Source organism: Glaciimonas sp. OK215 (assembly GCF_057787885.1).
Genome location: NZ_CM173544.1, coordinates 5,328,079 through 5,346,912 on the forward strand (window position 1 = coordinate 5,328,079; position 18,834 = coordinate 5,346,912).

The following is an 18,834-nucleotide window of genomic DNA, read 5'->3' on the forward strand; positions in this document are numbered from 1 at the left end:
TTTGCAACAGATCGCGCCGGTATCGCTACGCTCTACCCAACCAGCAAAACCCAGTCAAGGATGCGACAGCGCTGCACGCAATGCCGGCAGCAACGCATGACGCGCAGCAAGGGCCGCTTCAGGCGCCGCTTGCTGAACGGCACCCCAGACCGGATTGGGGAAATGCACATCGTCCAGATAACGTGGAATCACATGCCAATGCAAATGCGGCGTCATGTTGCCGAAACAAGCCAGATTGATTTTTTCCGGCTGCATCACCGCACGCAGTGTCGATTCAACCTGCCACACGGCGCGCATGAATTCCTCTCGGTCTGCAACCGGCAAGTCGGTCATTTCCTTGACATGCTGCTGCCAGATGACCCGGCAAAAACCGGGGTACTGGGCATCATCGACCAGCACCACGCGATATTTGTCGGTACGGTAGAGAAGTTCTCCACCGTCAGCGGCGCACAACTCACAACCCGCGGAGTTGGCCGCCATGGTTACACCAGAACCCGCTCGATACCGCCGTTGTTGGCGCGGGCGACGTAGTCCGGCAACCAGTTTTCACCGAGCAGATGCTTGGCCATTTCGACCACGATGTAATCCGCAGTGGTGCCGGAATCATCGTTGTAGCGCGACAGGCCTTGCAGGCAGGATGGGCAGGAAGTCAGAATCTTGACTTCGCCGGTGAAGCCATCGGCGCGCATTTTATCTGCGCCCTTCACCATTTCTTCTTCCTTGCGGAAGCGGACCTGGGTCGCGATATCCGGACGGCTGACACCGAAAGTACCCGACTCGCCACAGCAGCGCTCATTCTTCTCGATCTTCTGATGGTCGATCGTGGAAATCAGCGCATTCACTGTTTTCAACGGATCCTGCAACTTCATCGGCGTGTGGCAAGGGTCGTGATACATGTAACGCGTGCCGTTGACGCCTTCCAGCTTGAGATTCTTTTCGAGCAGATATTCGTGGATATCGATGATGCGGCAGCCGGGGAAAATCTTCTCGAACTCGTACCCTTGCAGCTGATCGTAACAAGTCCCGCAAGACACCACGACGGTCTTGATGTCGAGGTAGTTCAGGGTGTTCGCCATGCGATGGAACAGCACCCGATTGTCGGTGATGATCTTCTCGGCCTTGTCGTAGTCTCCCGAACCGCGTTGCGGATAGCCGCAGCACAGATAGCCAGGCGGCAGCACGGTTTGTACGCCGACATGCCACAACATTGCCTGGGTCGCCAAACCGACCTGCGAGAACAAGCGCTCCGAGCCGCAACCGGGGAAGTAAAACACCGCTTCGGTTTCCGCCGTCGTGGTGTGCGGATCGCGGATGATCGGGACGACTTTATCGTCTTCGATATCCAGCAAGGCGCGCGCCGTCTTCTTCGGCAGATTACCCGGCATCTTCTTGTTGATGAAGTGAATTACCTGCTCTTTAACCGGTGCTTTACCGATCGTCGACGGCGGTGCCTTGGTCTGCTTTTTGGCAAACTTTTTCAGCACATCATGACCCAGCCGTTGCGCCTTGAAGCCCCAGTCGGTCATGACCTTGCGGGTCATGTTGATCGTCGCCGGATCTTTGGCATTCAGGAAGAACATCGCCGCTGTGGTGCCGGGATTGAACGATTTCTTGTTCATCTTGCGCAGCAGATTGCGCATGTTCATCGACACGTCGCCGAAGTCGATATCGACCGGGCACGGCGTCAGACACTTGTGACACACGGTGCAATGGTCGGCGACGTCTTCGAACTCCTCCCAATGCTTGATCGAAATACCGCGCCGCGTCTGCTCTTCATACAGGAAGGCTTCGACCAGCAACGAAGTCGCCAGAATCTTGTTACGCGGCGAGTACAGCAAATTCGCGCGCGGCACGTGGGTTGCGCAGACCGGCTTGCATTTGCCGCAACGCAAGCAATCCTTGATGCTATTCGCAATCGCGCCGATATCGCTTTGTTGCATGATCAGCGATTCGTGCCCCATCAAGCCAAACGACGGCGTGTAGGCGTTGCTCAAATCGGCATCCAGGCCCGGCAGGTTCAGCAACTTGCCTTTGTTGAAGCGCCCCTCCGGATCGACTCTTATTTTGTAATCGCGGAAATCCTTGATTTCGTCTTCGGTCAAGAATTCCAGTTTAGTAATACCGATACCGTGTTCGCCCGAAATCACGCCATCCAGCGAACGCGCCAGTTTCATGATGCGGGCCACCGCCACATGGGCATCCTGCAGCATTTCGTAGTGATCGGAATTGACCGGCAAATTGGTGTGGACGTTGCCGTCGCCGGCGTGCATGTGCAAGGCCACGAAGACCCGGCCGCGCAATATTTTTTTGTGGATCGCCGTGCATTCATCCAGAATCAGCTTGAACGCGCCGCCATTGAAAATCTGGCGCAATTGGGCGCGTACTTCCAGTTTCCAGGAAATTTGCACGGTGCGATCCTGCACCACGTCAAACAGCCGCGCGTCCGGTTGCTGAATCAGCCGCTGTTCAAACGTCGCGCTCAACCGGTCCAGCCCCAGCACCGCCAATTCTGCCTTGGCATCTGCCAGCGGCAGATCCAGCTGCGTCAGCAAGTAGGTCCAGCGTGCCTTTACCTTTTGCAGCAAATCTTCGGCCTGGTGGACCCGGTCTTCCAGCAATTCGGCCGCAGGAATATCATCGCCATCCGCGTCTTCGCTCTTGCCCAGAGGCAGATTGCCATTGCCAATGAAGACCAGCAGTTCATCCAGTAATTGCAGCTTGTTTTTAACCGACAACTCGATATTGATGCGCTCGATACCGTCGGTGTACTCACCCATGCGGTTGAGCGGAATCACCACGTCTTCATTGATCTTGAAGGCGTTGGTATGCTTGGAAATCGCTGCGGTACGCGCACGGTCCAGCCAGAATTTTTTACGTGCTTCCGGGCTGACTGCAACAAAACCTTCACCGACGCGATTGTTCGCCAGACGCACGACTTCCGAAGCCGCGTGCGCAACGGCGTTTTCATCATCGCCCACGATGTCGCCGAACAAAGCCATCTTCGGCAACACGCCGCGTTTGGACTTGGTGGTGTAACCGACTGCGCGCAAATAACGCTCATCCAGATGTTCCAGACCAGCCAGGCGGATTGACGTAAAGCCTGCGCCTTTGGCCGGCAAGCTATCGAGATAGTCCTTGATTTCAACAATCGACGGAATCGCATCGCGTGCGTGGCCGAAAAACTCCAGGCAGACCGTACGGGTGAATTTCGGCATCTTGTGCAAAATCCACACGCCTGACGTGATCAGGCCATCGCAACCTTCTTTCTGGATGCCGGGCAAACCCGCCAGAAATTTATCGGTGACGTCCTTGCCCAAACCTTCCTTACGGAAAGTGCGGCCGGGAATTTCCAGGATTTCGGTCTTGAACACCGCCTCTGCCGGATGCCCTTTGGCCGCCGGATGACGCCATTCCAGCTTGAACCGCGCCAATGGCGTGTCGTGGATCTTGCCAAGGTTGTGATCCAGACGCGTGACGTCGAGCCAGTCGCCGTTTGGATCGACCATCCGCCAGCTTGCCAGGTTGTCGAGCGCGGTGCCCCACAACAGGGCCTTCTTGCCGCCCGCGTTCATCGCAATATTGCCGCCGATGCACGAGGCGGAAGCCGAAGTCGGGTCGACGGCAAACACGAAACCTGCTTTTTCAGCCGCATCGGCGACGCGCTTGGTGACCACGCCCGCACCCGAGAAAATGGTCGCATACTCGGTGTCGAGACCAGGCAGCACGGCCATTTCGACTTCGCCCAACTGCTCCAGCTTTTCGGTGTTGATGACGGCTGAAAACGGCGTCAGCGGAATCGCACCGCCGGTATAACCGGTGCCGCCGCCGCGTGGAATGATGGTCAGACCGAGTTCGATACAGCCTTTGACCAGGCCAGCCATCTCATCTTCGCTGTCCGGCGTCAGCACCACGAACGGATACTCAACGCGCCAGTCGGTGGCGTCAGTCACATGCGAGACACGCGACAGGCCGTCGAACTTGATGTTGTCCTTGGCAGTGTAGCGACCCAGAATTTTATTGGTGCGCTTACGCAGATCGTAAGTCTGGCGGAATTCGTCGGAGAACTTGCTGATCGCCAGACGCGCAGCCTGCAGCAGCGCCTCGACCTGAGCGCTGCGACGATGCGAATCGTCATCGCTGCCTTCGGCTTGCGCGACATCCAGCCGGCGCTTGTCGACTTCCGCCAAGCGATGGTTCAGCGCATCAATCAGCGCTTGCCGACGCTTCGGATTGTCGAGCATATCATCCTGCAAATACGGATTGCGCCGCACTACCCAGATATCGCCCAGGACTTCATACAGCATACGTGCCGAACGGCCGGTCTGGCGTTTGCTGCGTAATTCGTCGAGCAAAGCCCACGACTCTTCGCCGAGTAGGCGAATCACGATTTCACGATCTGAAAACGAGGTGTAGTTGTAAGGAATTTCGCGTAAGCGCGTAGGAGTGGCGCCATTCGGCGCATCTGACAGTAGGGCTTGGATTTGTACGGGGGCGTTCATGTGTATAGGAGAGTGGGCTGCCGCTGAGTAGGCATTTTAGCCTATCGCGCAGAGTCGCGACGGCAAGCTTGTGTTTGTACGACATTACATTTACCGGCGACGACATGTTAATGCGATTGAAACAAGCAATTTCATCCACCAAAACAATCAATTTATTGAAATCAATAGCTACAAGCTAAACATTCAACACCATTTAATTCTTCCGGGGGACAACCATGTGGCGCCAACCGATAATTGAGATGATTAACAACATCGCCATCACGCTAGCCGAATATGTCGACTGCAAAGGCTAGCCAGCATCGCCTTAAGCGGTTTCGCTACCTAAAACAGCCAATGCGCGACCTGCCGCCAGAATGCATTCGGCACGTTCAGCAGCAGCCATGTCATCGCTATATAGCGTAAAAATTTCCCGATTGCCATATACATCACGCTGGGCCAGAACGGCAGATGCAACCAGCCTGCCAGCGTACAAATCGGGTCGCCGATACCGGGCAGCCAGCTCAACAGCATGGTTTTCGGACCGTAACGCTCCAGCCAATGGAACCAGCGACTCTTGCGCTCGCGTGAAAAAGCCTGCTTGGCGGTGTAACCCATCCAGTAATCCACCGCGCCACCCAGGGTATTACCGACGGTCGCCACCAAAATCACCGGCCAGAGTAGCGTGCCGTTGGCTTTGATGACGGCAAACACGGCCGGCTCGGAACCCATCGGCAACAAGGTCGCCGACACGAAACTGACGATGAACACTGACCACAAGCCTATGGTCGGTACCGCCAACACCCCTAGCACCCATACAACAGCGGATTCGATCATGGAAAATTCAAAAGCAATCAGTTATAAAAATCGCATGCATTCGTGAAACTATGTCATGCCGATACGCAAAGCGCTCCATTATAATGATCGGCTGTCTTCGCACTCGGTCAGTCCGGTTAAATTAGCCGGTTTGACTACTAGCCCTTGTACTAGCCCTTGTACTAGCCCTTGAAACCTGACCTGACGCTAGCGACCTTGATCCGCCGCAGCGCGCTAATTTGACCTGACCATGACTACAGATTATTTGCAGAAAATCTTGACCGCCCGCGTCTACGACGTCGCGCTGGAAACGCCATTCGAGCTAGCGCCTACGCTGTCGCAGAAAATTGAGAACCAGATTTTTTTCAAGCGCGAAGATATGCAAAGCGTGTTTAGTTTCAAGCTGCGCGGTGCGTACAACAAGATGGCAAGCCTGACGCCGGCGCAACTCAAGCGCGGTGTGATTTGCGCCTCCGCAGGCAACCATGCGCAAGGGCTGGCGCTATCGGCGGCCAAGCTCGGTTGCCGCGCCGTGATCGTGATGCCGACCACAACACCCTTGGTCAAGGTCGATGCGGTGCGGGCGCGCGGCGGCGAAGTCGTGCTGTTCGGGGAGTCTTACACCGATGCTTACAACCATGCATTGACGCTGGAAAAGAAACTCAAGCTGACGTTTGTGCATCCGTTCGATGATCCCCATGTAATCGCCGGTCAGGGCACTGTCGGCATGGAAATTTTGCGTCAACATGCCGGCCCGATTCATGCAATCTTCGTTCCTATCGGCGGCGGCGGCCTGATCGCCGGGATCGCTGCCTACGTCAAAGCGGTGCGTCCGGAAATCAAGATCATCGGCGTCCAGACTGTCGATTCGGATGCGATGGCACGCAGCCTGCAAGCCGGTCGCCGCATCACGCTGGCCGATGTTGGTCTGTTTGCCGACGGCACCGCCGTCAAGCTGGTGGGCGAAGAAACTTTCCGTCTGGCCAAGCTGTATGTCGATGAAGTGATTCTGGTCGATACCGCTGCCGTCTGCACCGCGATCAAGGATGTATTCCAGGACACCCGCAGCATTCTGGAACCCTCCGGCGCCTTGTCGGTCGCAGGCGCCAAAGCCTATGTCGAACGCGCCAAAGGCACCCGCAAGCCGGTCAAGAATCAAACCCTGGTCGCCATTGCCTCCGGTGCCAACATGAATTTTGACCGGTTAAGCTTCGTGTCGGAGATGGCCGATGTCGGCCAATCGCGCGAAGCCGTATTTGCGGTCACCATCCCGGAAGAACGCGGCAGCTTCCGCCGCTTCTGCGAATTGGTCGGCGACCGCAACGTCACCGAATTCAACTATCGCATCAGCGATGATCAGGCGGCGCACGTATTTGTCGGTGTGCAAATAGCGACCCGTGACGAGTCCGGACAGATCGCCAAAAATTTCGAGAAGCATGGCTTCAGCGCACTCGACCTGACCCACGACGAACTGGCCAAGGTGCACATCCGCCATCTGGTCGGTGGCAAGAGTCCGTTGGCGCACGACGAGTTGCTGTACCGCTTCGAGTTTCCCGAGCGTCCCGGCGCATTGATGCGCTTCCTGGACTCCATGGCGCCGAACTGGAATATCAGCCTGTTCCACTACCGTAGCCAGGGCGGCGATGTCGGTCGTATCCTGATTGGCCTGCAAGTACCGAAAAAGGAAATGAAAACGTTCCGCAACTTCCTTGCCAGCCTCGGCTATCGCTATTGGGACGAGAGCGAAAATCCGGTCTACAAGCTGTTTTTGGGATAAATCCCATCGGTGGTGAGCAACATTGCTCACCACTTGTTGTCATCGCACCTCCCGCACTTGCGTCCTGTAAATCTGGCAAAATGCTTGCTTTAAGCAACGCCACAGACCATGACCGCTCCCAACACGCCAGAATTCTCGCCGCTCGGCAAACCTGCCGCCTACCAGGCCGAATACGATCCATCGCTGCTGTTTCCCATTGCGCGCCTGGGCAAGCGGGAGGAAATCGGTATTCGCGGCACACTGCCGTTTTTTGGTGTCGACATATGGAATGCGTACGAAGTATCGTGGCTCAATCTGCGCGGCAAACCGCAAGTGGCGATCGCCACCATCACTGCACCGGCCGACTCTCCCAATATCATCGAATCGAAGTCGTTCAAGCTGTATCTGAACTCCTTCAATCAAACTAAACTGGCCGGCACCGATGCGCTGCTGGAATTATTGCGCGCGGATCTATCGGCCGGCTTCGGTGCGCCGGTGCATGTGGTACTGACCACTGCAGACGCATTTTCCGGCCAGACCATCAAAGAGCCGCAAGGTCTGCTGCTGGATCGCCTGGATATCGAAGTCACCGAATATCAGCCAAATCCGGCTTTATTGAAAACTGACCGGAATGCCGTCCCCGTGGACGAAACGCTGCTGTCGCACTTGCTGAAATCGAATTGCCTGGTAACTGGTCAACCAGACTGGGGCAGTGTCCAAATTCATTATGTCGGCACGCCAATTGATCAGGAAGGCTTACTCAAATACCTGATCAGCTTCCGCGACCATAATGAGTTTCATGAGCAATGCGTTGAACGCATTTTCATGGACATCATGCAACGTTGCGCACCACAAAAACTGTCTGTGTATGCACGTTACACCCGTCGCGGCGGGCTCGACATCAATCCTTGGCGCTGCAACTTTTCCGGACCACCGCCGTCAAATCTGCGCCAAGCGCGCCAGTAACACCTTTTGCGGCGCCGTATTTTTGTGCCGATAGTTGTAAGAATGCACAAAAATTACCAAAATCGTTGACGCTAGGTGGCTCTGCGACTACCGTACGACATTGCTATACGGAAATGTTGTACGTTTAATACTTTTATTTTAAAGTCTGACAAGTCCTACATGATTCGAAACTTTTTTTCATCCTGCGTAATAGCGATTGCCGCGCTGCTGCTGTCGTCAACCGCCTATGCACAAGAAAGTACCGATAGCCTCGGCTGGTGGCAACAAACCAAAGACCGGCTCGGGAATATCGCCGACAACGGGGCCCAGGAAGTCTACCTGTCCGGTTACGCCTATCACGGCCGCCACACCTATACATCTGAACGCATCAAGGAACTGAATGAAAAGGCCTGGGGCCTCGGGGGTGGCCGTACACTCCGGAATGCCGACGGGAATGATGAGTCGCTGTTTTTCCTGGCCATCCGCGACTCCCATTTCAAACCGCAATTGATGGGTGGTTACGCTTACGAATGGGTCTTCAATGTCCCCAAGACCCCGGTCGAATTCAGCGCCGGCTATACCGCGATGCTGGTCAGCCGTCAGGATTACTTTGGCGGCATCCCCTTCCCGCTGCCATTACCGATCGCTGGTATCGGTACCAAAAAAAACAAACTGATGATGTCTTACGTCCCGCGTCTATCCAGCAATAAAGGTAACGGCGACGTTCTGCTGTTGTTCGCACGCTTCGAAGTCGAATAATGCAAGCGCCGGCATGGGGAGTTTGCTTTAACCATTCAGGTAACTAGGTGTTGCGTACGAGAATCAGGCCTATAATTCTGCACAACATCCCTACGATGCAGAAAACCGATTTGTAAAATGACTAATCTTGCAAAAATCCTGACGGCACAAAATGTCGCACTGGATCTGGAAGTTTCCAGTAAAAAACGTGCTTTCGAGCAAGCCGGACTGCTTTTCGAAAACAATTGCGGCATTGCCCGCTCTACCGTCTCCGATAATCTGTTTGCGCGTGAGCGACTGGGCTCCACCGGCCTTGGCCATGGCGTAGCCGTACCACATGGGCGCGTCAAGGGCCTGAAGGCGCCACTGGCTGCTTTTGTCCGTCTGGCGCAGCCTATCCCGTTTGAATCACCTGATGGCGAACCGGTCAGTTTGCTGGTGTTTTTGCTGGTTCCTGACCATGTCACCCAGCAACATCTGGAAATTCTGTCGGAAGTCGCCGAAATGTTTTCCAGCGACTCCTTCCGCGAAATTCTGAATACCGATCCCGATCCCCTTTCAGTACACGCCAGGCTTGTTGCATGGCAGCCGGCGAACACCGAAAATGCAAGCTGAAACAATGCAAAACAAGCCATAATCGGCACAACTTCTGACGTGCACAGCGAAGTTATGCCCGCGGTTTTGCAGAGGCCACGCGGCGACAATACTGATTAATCTCTAACGACCATCAACGCGCCGAACGCACCTACCATGCCATCAAGTACACCGCTCTCGATTCAACAGCTCTATGAAGACAACCGCGAATCGCTGCAACTAGGCTGGTTTGCCGGCTTTCCCGGTGGCGAGCGCCTGATTTCCGGCGATGCGGCATCCGCAGCGGATCAAGTCGGCCATTTGAATTTAATCCATCCCGGACGGATTCAGGTTTTCGGTCATCAGGAAACCCAATACTACAAACGCCTGTCAGAGACCTCGCGCGCCTATCAAACCACGGAGCTGGTCGCCGGCGAGCCACCCGCATTCATCATTGCGCAAGGACTGGCAACGCCGCCGGACATTCTGGATGTCTGCGACGAAAAGAATATCCCTTTATTTTCGACGCCTTTACCCGCTGCGCAAGTGATCGATTATTTGCGCGTGTATTTGTCTAAAAAACTGGCGCAGCGCATCACCATGCATGGCGTCTTCATGGACGTACTCGGCGTCGGCGTGCTGATTACCGGCGAATCCGGTCTCGGCAAAAGCGAACTTGGGCTGGAATTGATCTCGCGTAGCCACGGCCTGGTGGCTGATGATGCGGTCGAGTTTGCGCGGATTGCCCCCAACATGATCGAAGGCCGCTGCCCGCCGCTGTTACAGAACTTGCTGGAAGTACGCGGCCTCGGCCTGCTCGATATCAAGACCATCTTCGGCGAAACCGCAGTCCGTCGCAAAATGCGCCTGAAGCTGATCGTCCATCTGGTGCGGCGCGCCACGCTGGAGGAAAATTACGAACGTCTGCCACTCGACGCCCATTACGACGACGTGTTGGGATTACCGGTCCGCAAAGTCATCATCCCGGTCGCAGCCGGCCGCAATATCGCGGTTCTGCTCGAAGCAGCGGTACGTAACACCATCCTGCAATTGCGCGGGATCGATACTCTCAAGGACTTCATTGCGCGCCAACGCGCAGTGATGGATAACGAAAGCGATATCTACTGATAGTTACGCACCGGGGGGTTGACGTTGCGCCAACGTTACAGTGCATCGACCAAGGCCGATTCAACGAATGCAAACGCCGTCTCTCGCGTCGACATCATCCCCCCAAACAGCTGTTACGGTATCATCAGCGTATGCGCATAATTCTCATCACCGGAATTTCCGGCTCAGGCAAATCGGTCACCCTACGGGTTCTTGAAGACGCCGGCTATTTTTGCGTCGACAATCTTCCACCGACACTATTACGCGAACTGGTCGCGACGCGTATCAACGAGGGCGTACAGATGCTGGCGGTGGCAACCGATGCGCGCAGTGCCGATTCGCTGGCTGGCCTGCCTTCCGATATTCAGCGGCTAAAAGCCGAAGGTCACGACGTCAAGGTCATCTTCCTGACCGCCAAGACGGAAGCGCTGATCGCGCGCTTTTCCGAAACCCGTCGCAGTCACCCGCTATCGCATCGCTTGCGCCCAGGCCAAAATCCATCCGACCGTCTGACGCTAACTGAGTGCATCGTCAACGAACGTGAGTTGCTGGTAGAAATCGAAGGTCTCGGTCATACCATCGACACCTCCGATTTGAGCACCAACAAATTACGTAGCTGGATCAAAGGGCTGGTCGATACCGAACACGCACCGCTGACGTTGCTGTTTGAATCGTTTGCCTTCAAGCACGGCGTTCCGCTTGACGCCGACCTGGTGTTCGACGTCCGCATGCTGCCTAATCCATATTACGACCTGGCGCTACGCCCACTGACCGGACGCGATCAACCGGTGATCGACTTCCTCGACGAATTGCCACAGGTAGCCGAGCTGCTCAACGACATCGCCGGCTTCATTGCCAAGTGGCTGCCATCTTTCAAACAGGACAATCGCAGCTACTTGACTGTCGCCATCGGCTGTACCGGCGGCCAACACCGTTCGGTGTACATGGTCGAGCACCTGGCAAGACATTTTGAAATGGCTGAACGTGTGGTACGGCGCCATCGCCAGCTTGGTTAATGCCCCACAACAAGCAGCCTGGATTCTGAAAACGCGTCAACGAGATGCCCGAAAATTCCGACTTCGTTCCTCTATTTCCGCTAAACACGGTCCTATTCCCTGACGGAATATTGCCGCTCAAGGTGTTCGAGGCACGTTACATTGACATGGTGCGCGACTGCATGATGCAGCAACGCCCGTTTGGCGTGGTGCTAATCAAGTCAGGTGCCGAAGTTGGTCGCGCGGCACAGCCGGAAGCGGTTGGTTGCCTGGCCGACATAATTCAATGGGATATGTACGATCTCGGCCTGCTGCTGCTGCGCACGCAAGGTGGTCAGCGCTTTCGCATTCTGCAACAACGGGTGTTGGCAGATCAGCGCCTCGAAGCGCAAATCGAAATGATAGCGTCCGATGTGCAGGCCAAACCGGATGCCACTCATGTCAGCTGCGCAGCGACTTTAAAAATGCTGATTGCCGACGTTAACCAAAAGGGTCGCAGCGAATATGGCGACGAATACACCAGTCCTTTTTCGTCTCCACTGCAACTGGACAACGCCGGCTGGGTGGCGAATCGATGGTGTGAAATTTTGCCTTTGCCATTGAAAGCGCGTCAGCGGCTAATGGAAATGACCGATGGACAGGCCCGCCTGGCGTTGATCCATCAGTATCTGCAACAACATCAGATCATTTAACTCCCGATCTCTGCCCGCAACATGGCTGAGCGATCAGGCAAACAAATCGGCTTCGCGAAATACCGCCAGCAATAATTTCTTGACCGGTGCCGGCAACGGGGCATCCGCCAGCTTGTCGGCTGAGTACCAGACATGCGACGATTGCGCCGCCAAATCCAGACGGCGCTCAAGCTTGATCTCGAACGGGGAAATTTGCAATTTAAAATGCGTGAAGACATGCATGAACGATTGCAACGCTTCGCATGATGCGATAGTGCCGAACGGCGCTGTCGCACGCATCACCGACGACTCAAAATCCTGCGCCATGTCAACTTCCGGCAACGACAACAAGCCACCCCAAATGCCGTTATCCGGGCGCTGCTCCAGCAGCACCTGAGCGCGATCTACGATCACCAGCATGCCGGTTTGTTTTTCCGGAATCGCCTTCCTGGGCTTGCGCACTGGCAGTTGCGCCACACGATCGGTTGCCAACGCGACGCAGCGCTGTGCCAGCGGACAACTGGTGCAGGAAGGCTTGCTGCGCGTACACAGGGTCGCGCCCAAATCCATCAATCCCTGGGTATAAGATTCAACGCCTTGCTCGGGCAACAAGGCCACCGCACGACGCCACATCGGCTCCTCAACCTGCCTGGCGCCGGGATAGCCGTCGATGCCGAATACGCGAGCGAAGACCCGCTTGACGTTGCCATCCAGAATCGCTGCCCGCACGCCATACGAAAATGCGGCGATAGCCGCAGCGGTGGATCGCCCTATTCCAGGGAGTTCTTCGAGTAACATCGGATCGCACGGAAATACGCCGGCATATTCCGTCACCACGCGCTGGGCGCAACGATGCAGATTGCGCGCGCGGGTGTAATAGCCGAGCCCGCTCCAATGCGCCATCACGTCTTCGCCAGCCGCTTCTGCCAAGCTTTGTACGTCCGGGAAGCGCGCTATAAACTTTTGATAATAAGGAATGACCGCCGTCACCTGCGTCTGTTGCAGCATGATTTCAGAGAGCCAGACACGATACGGGTCACGCGTGTTTTGCCACGGCAAAGCGTGCCGCCCATACTTTTTCTGCCAGCCAATCACGGCGCCCGAAAAAGAGGGATCGGCAAACAGCTGCGCCGCATGATCTGCGGGTCCATCAGTCTGATTAACAGCATTGCTAACGACACGTTTCATTTATGCAGCTACTTTCAACAATGCCGGCTCGGGTCCGAGCGCACTTTTCAATTCTTCTTCATGCGCTTCCAGCAGCGCTCTTTGCTCATCCAGCGCGTTGTGCAAGACCTCGATAGACTGGATTTTTTCTTCCAGGCTGTCAATCGCGACATGCACGCGCGCTATCGATTCCAGTCGTTGCTTGAGCTGTAATTTGTGCGCGCGAATCTGCTCCTCCAGCGGTGCCATCACTACTTTCAGCCAGGCATCAACGTCCCGATTGGCTTGCAAAAAACTCATCTTGACACGTGATGCAATCGAGTCGAAGAACTTTTTCATCAACACTACCTGACTGGTTTTAAGCAAAGTGATCGCGCCAAACTGCCGGTGGTAAGCGGTTTCAATGACGCTGATTTCCTGACGATATTTATCCAGCGAAAACGGCATCGGCGTCGACAGCGCCAATCCGTGCTCGGTCGAAAATTTACGGTACATGACCGTCATCATTTCGGCGATTTCATCGGTTTTGCGGCCGGACTCAATCAGATTGGACTGCGCTTGATCAAAGAACGTTTTTACGGCGGCGCGAAAGCCTGCGGTAAACATGCTGTTTTCCATCGCTTCGCGGGTCAGCCGAATTTCTTCTTTCAGCAAGCCCATGCCCAGAGTCGTAAACACACCGGAAGACAGGTGCGCAAACACCGTCCGCGTTCCCTGCAATTTCAGCAGGCTTTCATCAAATTCCTTTTTCTCGATGTCGATGCGTTTCATCATATGGCTGATGATGCTTTTATTCTTGCCACGCAGACTCTTCAGTTCCAGCAGTTGCTCAACCGTATTGCGCATGCGCGCAGCCATCAGACCTTGTTTTGCCAGCATCAATTCGTGTAGGTCGGCGATTAATTGAGAACGGATAATGCTGCGTTTGGCCGGAATCAATTCATGCGACAACGCGTTCTCCAGCGCTGGCAGGCGACTCTTTTCGAGTAGCTCGCGTTGGGCATTTATCTTGCCCACCAAACCTTTTTGTGCGGAAACCGGATACACCTGCTTGCTCGACAATCCGAGCGTGCGCGCCACCGTAGCAATCTGCTGCTCAATTTGGCTCTCCACTTCTGCCGGCGAGCGCAGCTCATCCCACATGCTGTCAATTTTATTCAATACCACCATGCGGCCAGCGCCGTTACCGATGTGATGGCGCCAGACTTCGATATCGCTCTTGGTCACGCCAGTGTCGGCGGCGAGGATGAACAACACCGCATGCGCATTCGGAATCAGATTCAGTGTCAGTTCCGGCTCGGTCCCGATAGCGTTCAATCCCGGCGTATCGATGATGACCAACCCTTCTTTTAACAACGGATGGGGAAAATTGACGATCGCATGGCGCCATTGCGAGATTTGCACCCGGCCATGCGCATCCACTCCGAGCGCCGCGTCGGGATCGGTTTCGTCATACAGGCCATAGCGCCTGGCTTCTTCCAGCGGTACCCATTTGGTCAGGCTGACCTGTTTAAAAGCTTCCAGCATGCCATCGGCAGATGCGATGTCGAGTGGCAGCACGGTCCAGACGTGGTGTGCCACTTTATAGTCGCTGGTCGATAGCGCTTCGGCACGGGTTTCTATCGGCAGCAAGCGGATACAGGCAGGAAATGAAGCGTCATATAACAATTCGGTTGGACACATGGTGGTGCGCCCAGCCGACGACGGCAACATGCGCTGGCCGTAATCGGCGAAGAAGATCGCATTGATCAGTTCCGACTTGCCACGCGAAAATTCGGCAACAAACGCAATCGACAATTTATCATCCGCCAAGCGCGACAATGCCCGGGCGATGCGCTGGTCGCCGGCACCATCAGCCAAATTCGCGCCGACGGTCCACGCCTGATAGCGCTTTAACGCATCGGCCACCGTGGTACGCCAATCGCTATATTCCTGGAATTTCTGAATTAGATTGCTCACCGGTTTCCCCAACTCTCAATTTGTAGTTTCAACTACACTCAAATACCGCTACTAATTATTATTTTTGACACGTTTTACAGTAAAAAGTCGAACGCTGCCCCTGTTTTATCTGTTCTATCGGCGACCCGCAGACCCGACATGGCTGTCCTGCACGATCATAGACGAAATAGCTCTGCTGGAAGTAACCGGACTGGCCATCGGCACCAATAAAATCGCGCAAGGTGCTGCCACCCTGTTCGATCGCCCGCGCCAGAATGTCGCGAATGGCGGCCGCCAATTTAGCATACCGGGCCAATCCGATACGATGCGCCGCAGTCTTCGGATTGATGCCCGCCTGAAACAGGCTTTCACAGGCATAAATATTCCCAACGCCAACCACGATATCGCCAGCCAGCAAGACCTGCTTGATCGGGGCGCTACGATGGCGCGTTTGTTGATACAGGATTTCCCCCGAAAAAACATCTTCCAACGGTTCCAGGCCGAGTCCCGCCAACAGCGCGTGCTGCGCAACCGGCCCATCCTCCGCCGCATGCCAAAGCACCGCCCCAAAACGACGCGGGTCGGTCATCCGCATCAACTGCTGACCGACCACCAGATCGAAGTGATCATGTTTTTTCGGCAGCGTCTCCAACGGCATAATCCGTAAATTACCCGACATGCCCAGATGTACGATCAAGGTGCCGTGATCAAAATGAATCAACAAATATTTGCCGCGCCGACCGGTACCGCGTATGGTGCGGCCACTCAGGCTCCGCGACAAATCGGCTGGAAAAGGCCAACGCAGTCCGCTACGACGAAGCACCACGCCGGTGACGATTCGACCTTCGAGATGCGGGGCGACGCCGCGTCTTGTAACTTCAACTTCGGGAAGTTCTGGCATAACGCAAAGGCATTCAAAAAATGTTGAACGGTAGTCAAACGACAGATATCTTTCTCAGATACCGCGTAAACCGGCAAAAACCAGCGTGCGCTGTCGCACATTACCCTCTGGTTGGGCGTAAAATCAAAATTACCTCTAAAAATCCCTGGTTCAGCCACGCTGAGCCAAAACACGCCCTAACCTCCGCTTTGCTAGTCAGGATAATGCCTTGAAAAAAGCTCTTGCCATTGTAACGCTCTCGACCTTGTTGTCTGCATGTGCAGGCCTGGCGCCAACCAATAGCACCAGTGACTCCAAAAATACGAGCACCGGCACGACAGCCGCAACAAAATCGGATGATGCCGAAACCATAGCATCCAGCAAGGCTCCCGATGAGCACTTGCCGTCGGTCAACTTGAATCCCGAAATTCTATTCAAAATCGTTAGTTCCGAGATCGCTTTTCAACGCGGCAAATGGCAGTCCGGTTACGTCACGCTCTTAGGCCTTGCGCAGCAGACCCGCGATCCCCGCGTGGCACGCCGTGCTGCCGAAATGGCACTCAGCGCCAAACAGGCGGGCGAAGCATTGGTCGCGATTCGCCTGTGGCGTGAACTCGCCCCTGATTCGGAAGAGGCAAGCCAGTATTATCTTGGTTTTATCATGTTGAGCAACAATCTGGCAGAAGCACAGCCGATTCTTGAGCAACGGCTGGCCAAAGCGACACCGCAAACGCGCGGCCTGATGATTTTCCAGATCCAGCGGCTGCTGGCCCGGGCACCGGATAAAAACGCCGCCATGACTTTGCTGGAAGCTGTCGTGGCGCCATATATGAACATGCCGGAGGCCCATCTGGCACTGGCACAAGCGGCTTTTTCCAACGGCAATAGCCCCCGCGCCATTGAAGAAGCCGGTCTGGCATTACAGTTGAAACCGGACTCCGAACTGGCGATCCTGACCGTTGCCCAAGTCGCACCGGACAAAGCCACATCCGAGAAAGCACTGACCGATTTTCTGAAGGCACATCCGAAAGCGCGTGAAGTCCGGATCGCCTATGCCCGCAGCCTGGTCGAACAAAAAGAATACGACAAGGCGCGCAGCCAGTTTGAAATTTTACTGAAAAGCGACAAGCGGGATGTCACCATGCTATTGGCGCTGGGCTTGCTGAATGCGCAAATCGGCTATACCAAGGCGGCCGAAAAATATCTGACCGGCTACGTCGATGAACTGGCGGCACATCCGGACGAGAGCCGCGACAATACGCAAGCGCTGCTGGTCCTGGCACAAATGGCCGCAGAACGAAATGATATCGATAGCGCCCTGAAATGGCTGGCCAAAGTCGAACCGGGCGAAGCGTATATCGATGCGCAACTCCGGCGTGCGCAATTAATCGCCAAGCGCGGCGATGTCGATGGCGCCAGACAGGTCCTCACACGAATCGAAACCAATGGCGAACGCGAAGAAATCCAGGTAACGCAAGTCGACGCACAATTGCTGCGCGATGCGAATCGGAATATCGACGCCTTGCACGTACTCGAAGCGGCGCTCAAACATTATCCCGAAAACACTGACTTGTTGTACGACTACGCAATGGTGGCGGAACATCTCAACAACTTGAACGTGATGGAGTCGACCCTGCGCAAGCTAATCAAGCTGGCGCCGAATAGCCAACAAGCGTACAACGCGCTGGGTTACTCGCTGGCAGATCGCAACGTTCGGCTTCCGGAAGCTTTGGCGCTGATAACCAAGGCACTATCGCTGGCACCCGCGGATCCTTTCATTCTGGATAGCATGGGCTGGGTCCAATTCCGTCTGGGCAATCTGACAGAAGCAGAATCGCACCTGCGCGCAGCCTATAGCATACTGCCCGATGTCGAAATCGCGGTGCACCTGGGCGAAATCCTGTGGGTCAAGGGCCAAAGAGAAGAAGCACAAAAACTGTGGCGCGAAGTGCAGACCAAAGACCCGAAAAATGCCGCATTGAATAGCACGCTGACACGCCTGCACGTCAACCTATGATGGGGCCGATGGCGTGGTCTGTGCGCAGGTCGGGGAATGCGGCGTCCAGGAAAGTCACATCGGGTATTGGTATTGCGAATAGCCGGCAACGTCTGCTGACCAGACTGGCCGTGTTGACCGCAGTGACCATTGCCACCTTGGCGGCCAGCGGCTGCTCAACCTTATCGACACCAACCGCTCAGGGCGCCACTGCCGTCAGTAGCGGCACCCGCCAATATCATCAGGCGATTGACTTGAGCGGTCGCTTGTCGGTGCGTTATCAACAGGACGGTAAAGAGCAAGCGGTACATGGTAGTTTCACCTGGTCGCAAACCAGCGAACATACTATCGTCACAGTACTGTCGCCGCTGGGGCAAACCTTGGCGACCATTGATATCACGCCACAAAAATCAACGCTGCACCAAGCCGGCCAACCAGCGCGTACGGCCGCAGATGTCGACCTGCTGACGGCACAAACCCTGGGATGGCCACTACCTATCGCGGGCTTGCGTGACTGGCTGCAAGGCTTCGGCGCCGATGCCAATGGCAAACGCTTCAACATCAGCCCGGCAAGCGATAGCAGTGTCACCAACATCACCACTGCCGATCACTGGCTGATCCAGTACGTCGGCTGGCAAACTGCAGACGGCTCCGCTGGCGCCGCCAACAGCTATCCGAAACGTATCGATCTGACCCGCAACACCGAGCAGGCCGGCCAGGTTGCGATCCGCATCGTGCTCGACAGCTCACAGCCTCACTGAACAACTTTATCCCGAT

General features: G+C 55.4%; 15 protein-coding genes. 9 read left to right on the plus strand and 6 right to left on the minus strand.

All coding sequences use genetic code 11. The annotated features are described in order from the left end of the window. Positions 1-54: 54 nt before the first annotated feature. The 3 genes from AC3CHX_RS24525 to AC3CHX_RS24535 form a co-directional block, all read right to left on the minus strand. Positions 55-480 (minus strand): HIT family protein, encoded by a 426-nt coding sequence (locus AC3CHX_RS24525; protein ID WP_488630572.1) that lies wholly within the window; start codon positions 478-480, stop codon positions 55-57. 2 nt (positions 481-482) lie between these two features. Continuing rightward, positions 483-4,499, minus strand: coding sequence for a DUF3683 domain-containing protein (locus tag AC3CHX_RS24530; RefSeq protein ID WP_488630573.1), 4,017 nt, complete (start codon positions 4,497-4,499; stop codon positions 483-485). Between the two features lie 321 nt (positions 4,500-4,820). Then, the gene (locus AC3CHX_RS24535; RefSeq protein WP_488630574.1) at positions 4,821-5,312 is read right to left on the minus strand and encodes a YqaA family protein; all 492 of its coding nucleotides are present in this window, start codon (positions 5,310-5,312) and stop codon (positions 4,821-4,823) included. 229 nt (positions 5,313-5,541) lie between these two features. Here AC3CHX_RS24535 and ilvA point away from each other — a divergent pair, with 229 nt between their 5' ends. The 7 genes from ilvA (at position 5,542) to AC3CHX_RS24570 (ending at position 12,097) form a co-directional block, all read left to right on the plus strand. Beyond that, the gene (gene ilvA, locus AC3CHX_RS24540) at positions 5,542-7,068 is read left to right on the plus strand and encodes a threonine ammonia-lyase, biosynthetic (protein ID WP_488630575.1); all 1,527 of its coding nucleotides are present in this window, start codon (positions 5,542-5,544) and stop codon (positions 7,066-7,068) included. Between the two features lie 108 nt (positions 7,069-7,176). Then, positions 7,177-8,013 carry an NADPH-dependent 7-cyano-7-deazaguanine reductase QueF gene (gene queF / locus AC3CHX_RS24545; protein WP_488630576.1) on the plus strand — a complete coding sequence of 279 codons (837 nt, stop codon included), beginning with the start codon at positions 7,177-7,179 and terminating at the stop codon, positions 8,011-8,013. 159 nt (positions 8,014-8,172) lie between these two features. Next, a complete protein-coding gene (locus AC3CHX_RS24550; RefSeq protein WP_488630577.1) occupies positions 8,173-8,751 on the plus strand; it encodes a hypothetical protein in 579 nt (192 codons plus the stop codon). A gap of 117 nt (positions 8,752-8,868) precedes the next feature. Next, positions 8,869-9,345 carry a PTS sugar transporter subunit IIA gene (locus AC3CHX_RS24555; protein ID WP_488630578.1) on the plus strand — a complete coding sequence of 159 codons (477 nt, stop codon included), beginning with the start codon at positions 8,869-8,871 and terminating at the stop codon, positions 9,343-9,345. A gap of 135 nt (positions 9,346-9,480) precedes the next feature. Further along, positions 9,481-10,431, plus strand: a complete 951-nt coding sequence (gene hprK, locus AC3CHX_RS24560; RefSeq protein WP_488630579.1) for an HPr(Ser) kinase/phosphatase — start codon at positions 9,481-9,483, stop codon at positions 10,429-10,431. 131 nt (positions 10,432-10,562) lie between these two features. Beyond that, the gene (rapZ, locus tag AC3CHX_RS24565; protein ID WP_488630580.1) at positions 10,563-11,426 is read left to right on the plus strand and encodes an RNase adapter RapZ; all 864 of its coding nucleotides are present in this window, start codon (positions 10,563-10,565) and stop codon (positions 11,424-11,426) included. Between the two features lie 44 nt (positions 11,427-11,470). Next, positions 11,471-12,097, plus strand: coding sequence for an LON peptidase substrate-binding domain-containing protein (locus AC3CHX_RS24570; RefSeq protein WP_488630581.1), 627 nt, complete (start codon positions 11,471-11,473; stop codon positions 12,095-12,097). A gap of 33 nt (positions 12,098-12,130) precedes the next feature. Here AC3CHX_RS24570 and mutY read toward each other — a convergent pair whose 3' ends face one another. Genes mutY through mutM form a run of 3 tightly spaced genes read right to left on the minus strand, consistent with a single transcriptional unit; the run spans position 12,131 to position 16,082 of the window. Continuing rightward, a complete protein-coding gene (gene mutY / locus AC3CHX_RS24575) occupies positions 12,131-13,264 on the minus strand; it encodes an A/G-specific adenine glycosylase (protein WP_488630582.1) in 1,134 nt (377 codons plus the stop codon). Next, positions 13,265-15,202, minus strand: a complete 1,938-nt coding sequence (locus AC3CHX_RS24580) for a dynamin family protein (RefSeq protein WP_488630583.1) — start codon at positions 15,200-15,202, stop codon at positions 13,265-13,267. A 58-nt stretch (positions 15,203-15,260) separates the two neighbouring features. After that, a complete protein-coding gene (gene mutM, locus AC3CHX_RS24585) occupies positions 15,261-16,082 on the minus strand; it encodes a bifunctional DNA-formamidopyrimidine glycosylase/DNA-(apurinic or apyrimidinic site) lyase (RefSeq protein WP_488630584.1) in 822 nt (273 codons plus the stop codon). A gap of 208 nt (positions 16,083-16,290) precedes the next feature. On the opposite strand from mutM, the gene AC3CHX_RS24590 reads away from it, so the two are divergent. Together AC3CHX_RS24590 and lolB are read left to right on the plus strand one after the other, a co-directional pair. After that, entirely contained in the window at positions 16,291-18,078 is a 1,788-nt protein-coding gene (locus AC3CHX_RS24590) for a tetratricopeptide repeat protein (protein WP_488630585.1), read from the plus strand. 8 nt (positions 18,079-18,086) lie between these two features. Next, positions 18,087-18,818: a lipoprotein insertase outer membrane protein LolB gene (lolB, locus tag AC3CHX_RS24595; RefSeq protein ID WP_488630586.1), complete on the plus strand. Its 732-nt coding sequence runs from the start codon at positions 18,087-18,089 to the stop codon at positions 18,816-18,818. Positions 18,819-18,834 lie beyond the last annotated feature (16 nt).

Bases quoted from the DNA above. Each gene is read 5' to 3' on its own strand.
- AC3CHX_RS24525 (WP_488630572.1), bottom strand. From the start codon at position 480: ATGGCGGCCAACTCCGCGGGTTGTGAGTTGTGCGCCGCTGACGGTGGA.
- AC3CHX_RS24530 (WP_488630573.1), bottom strand. From the start codon at position 4,499: ATGAACGCCCCCGTACAAATCCAAGCCCTACTGTCAGATGCGCCGAAT.
- AC3CHX_RS24535 (WP_488630574.1), bottom strand. From the start codon at position 5,312: ATGATCGAATCCGCTGTTGTATGGGTGCTAGGGGTGTTGGCGGTACCG.
- ilvA (WP_488630575.1), top strand. From the start codon at position 5,542: ATGACTACAGATTATTTGCAGAAAATCTTGACCGCCCGCGTCTACGAC.
- queF (WP_488630576.1), top strand. From the start codon at position 7,177: ATGACCGCTCCCAACACGCCAGAATTCTCGCCGCTCGGCAAACCTGCC.
- AC3CHX_RS24550 (WP_488630577.1), top strand. From the start codon at position 8,173: ATGATTCGAAACTTTTTTTCATCCTGCGTAATAGCGATTGCCGCGCTG.
- AC3CHX_RS24555 (WP_488630578.1), top strand. From the start codon at position 8,869: ATGACTAATCTTGCAAAAATCCTGACGGCACAAAATGTCGCACTGGAT.
- hprK (WP_488630579.1), top strand. From the start codon at position 9,481: ATGCCATCAAGTACACCGCTCTCGATTCAACAGCTCTATGAAGACAAC.
- rapZ (WP_488630580.1), top strand. From the start codon at position 10,563: ATGCGCATAATTCTCATCACCGGAATTTCCGGCTCAGGCAAATCGGTC.
- AC3CHX_RS24570 (WP_488630581.1), top strand. From the start codon at position 11,471: ATGCCCGAAAATTCCGACTTCGTTCCTCTATTTCCGCTAAACACGGTC.
- mutY (WP_488630582.1), bottom strand. From the start codon at position 13,264: ATGAAACGTGTCGTTAGCAATGCTGTTAATCAGACTGATGGACCCGCA.
- mutM (WP_488630584.1), bottom strand. From the start codon at position 16,082: ATGCCAGAACTTCCCGAAGTTGAAGTTACAAGACGCGGCGTCGCCCCG.
- lolB (WP_488630586.1), top strand. From the start codon at position 18,087: ATGGCGTGGTCTGTGCGCAGGTCGGGGAATGCGGCGTCCAGGAAAGTC.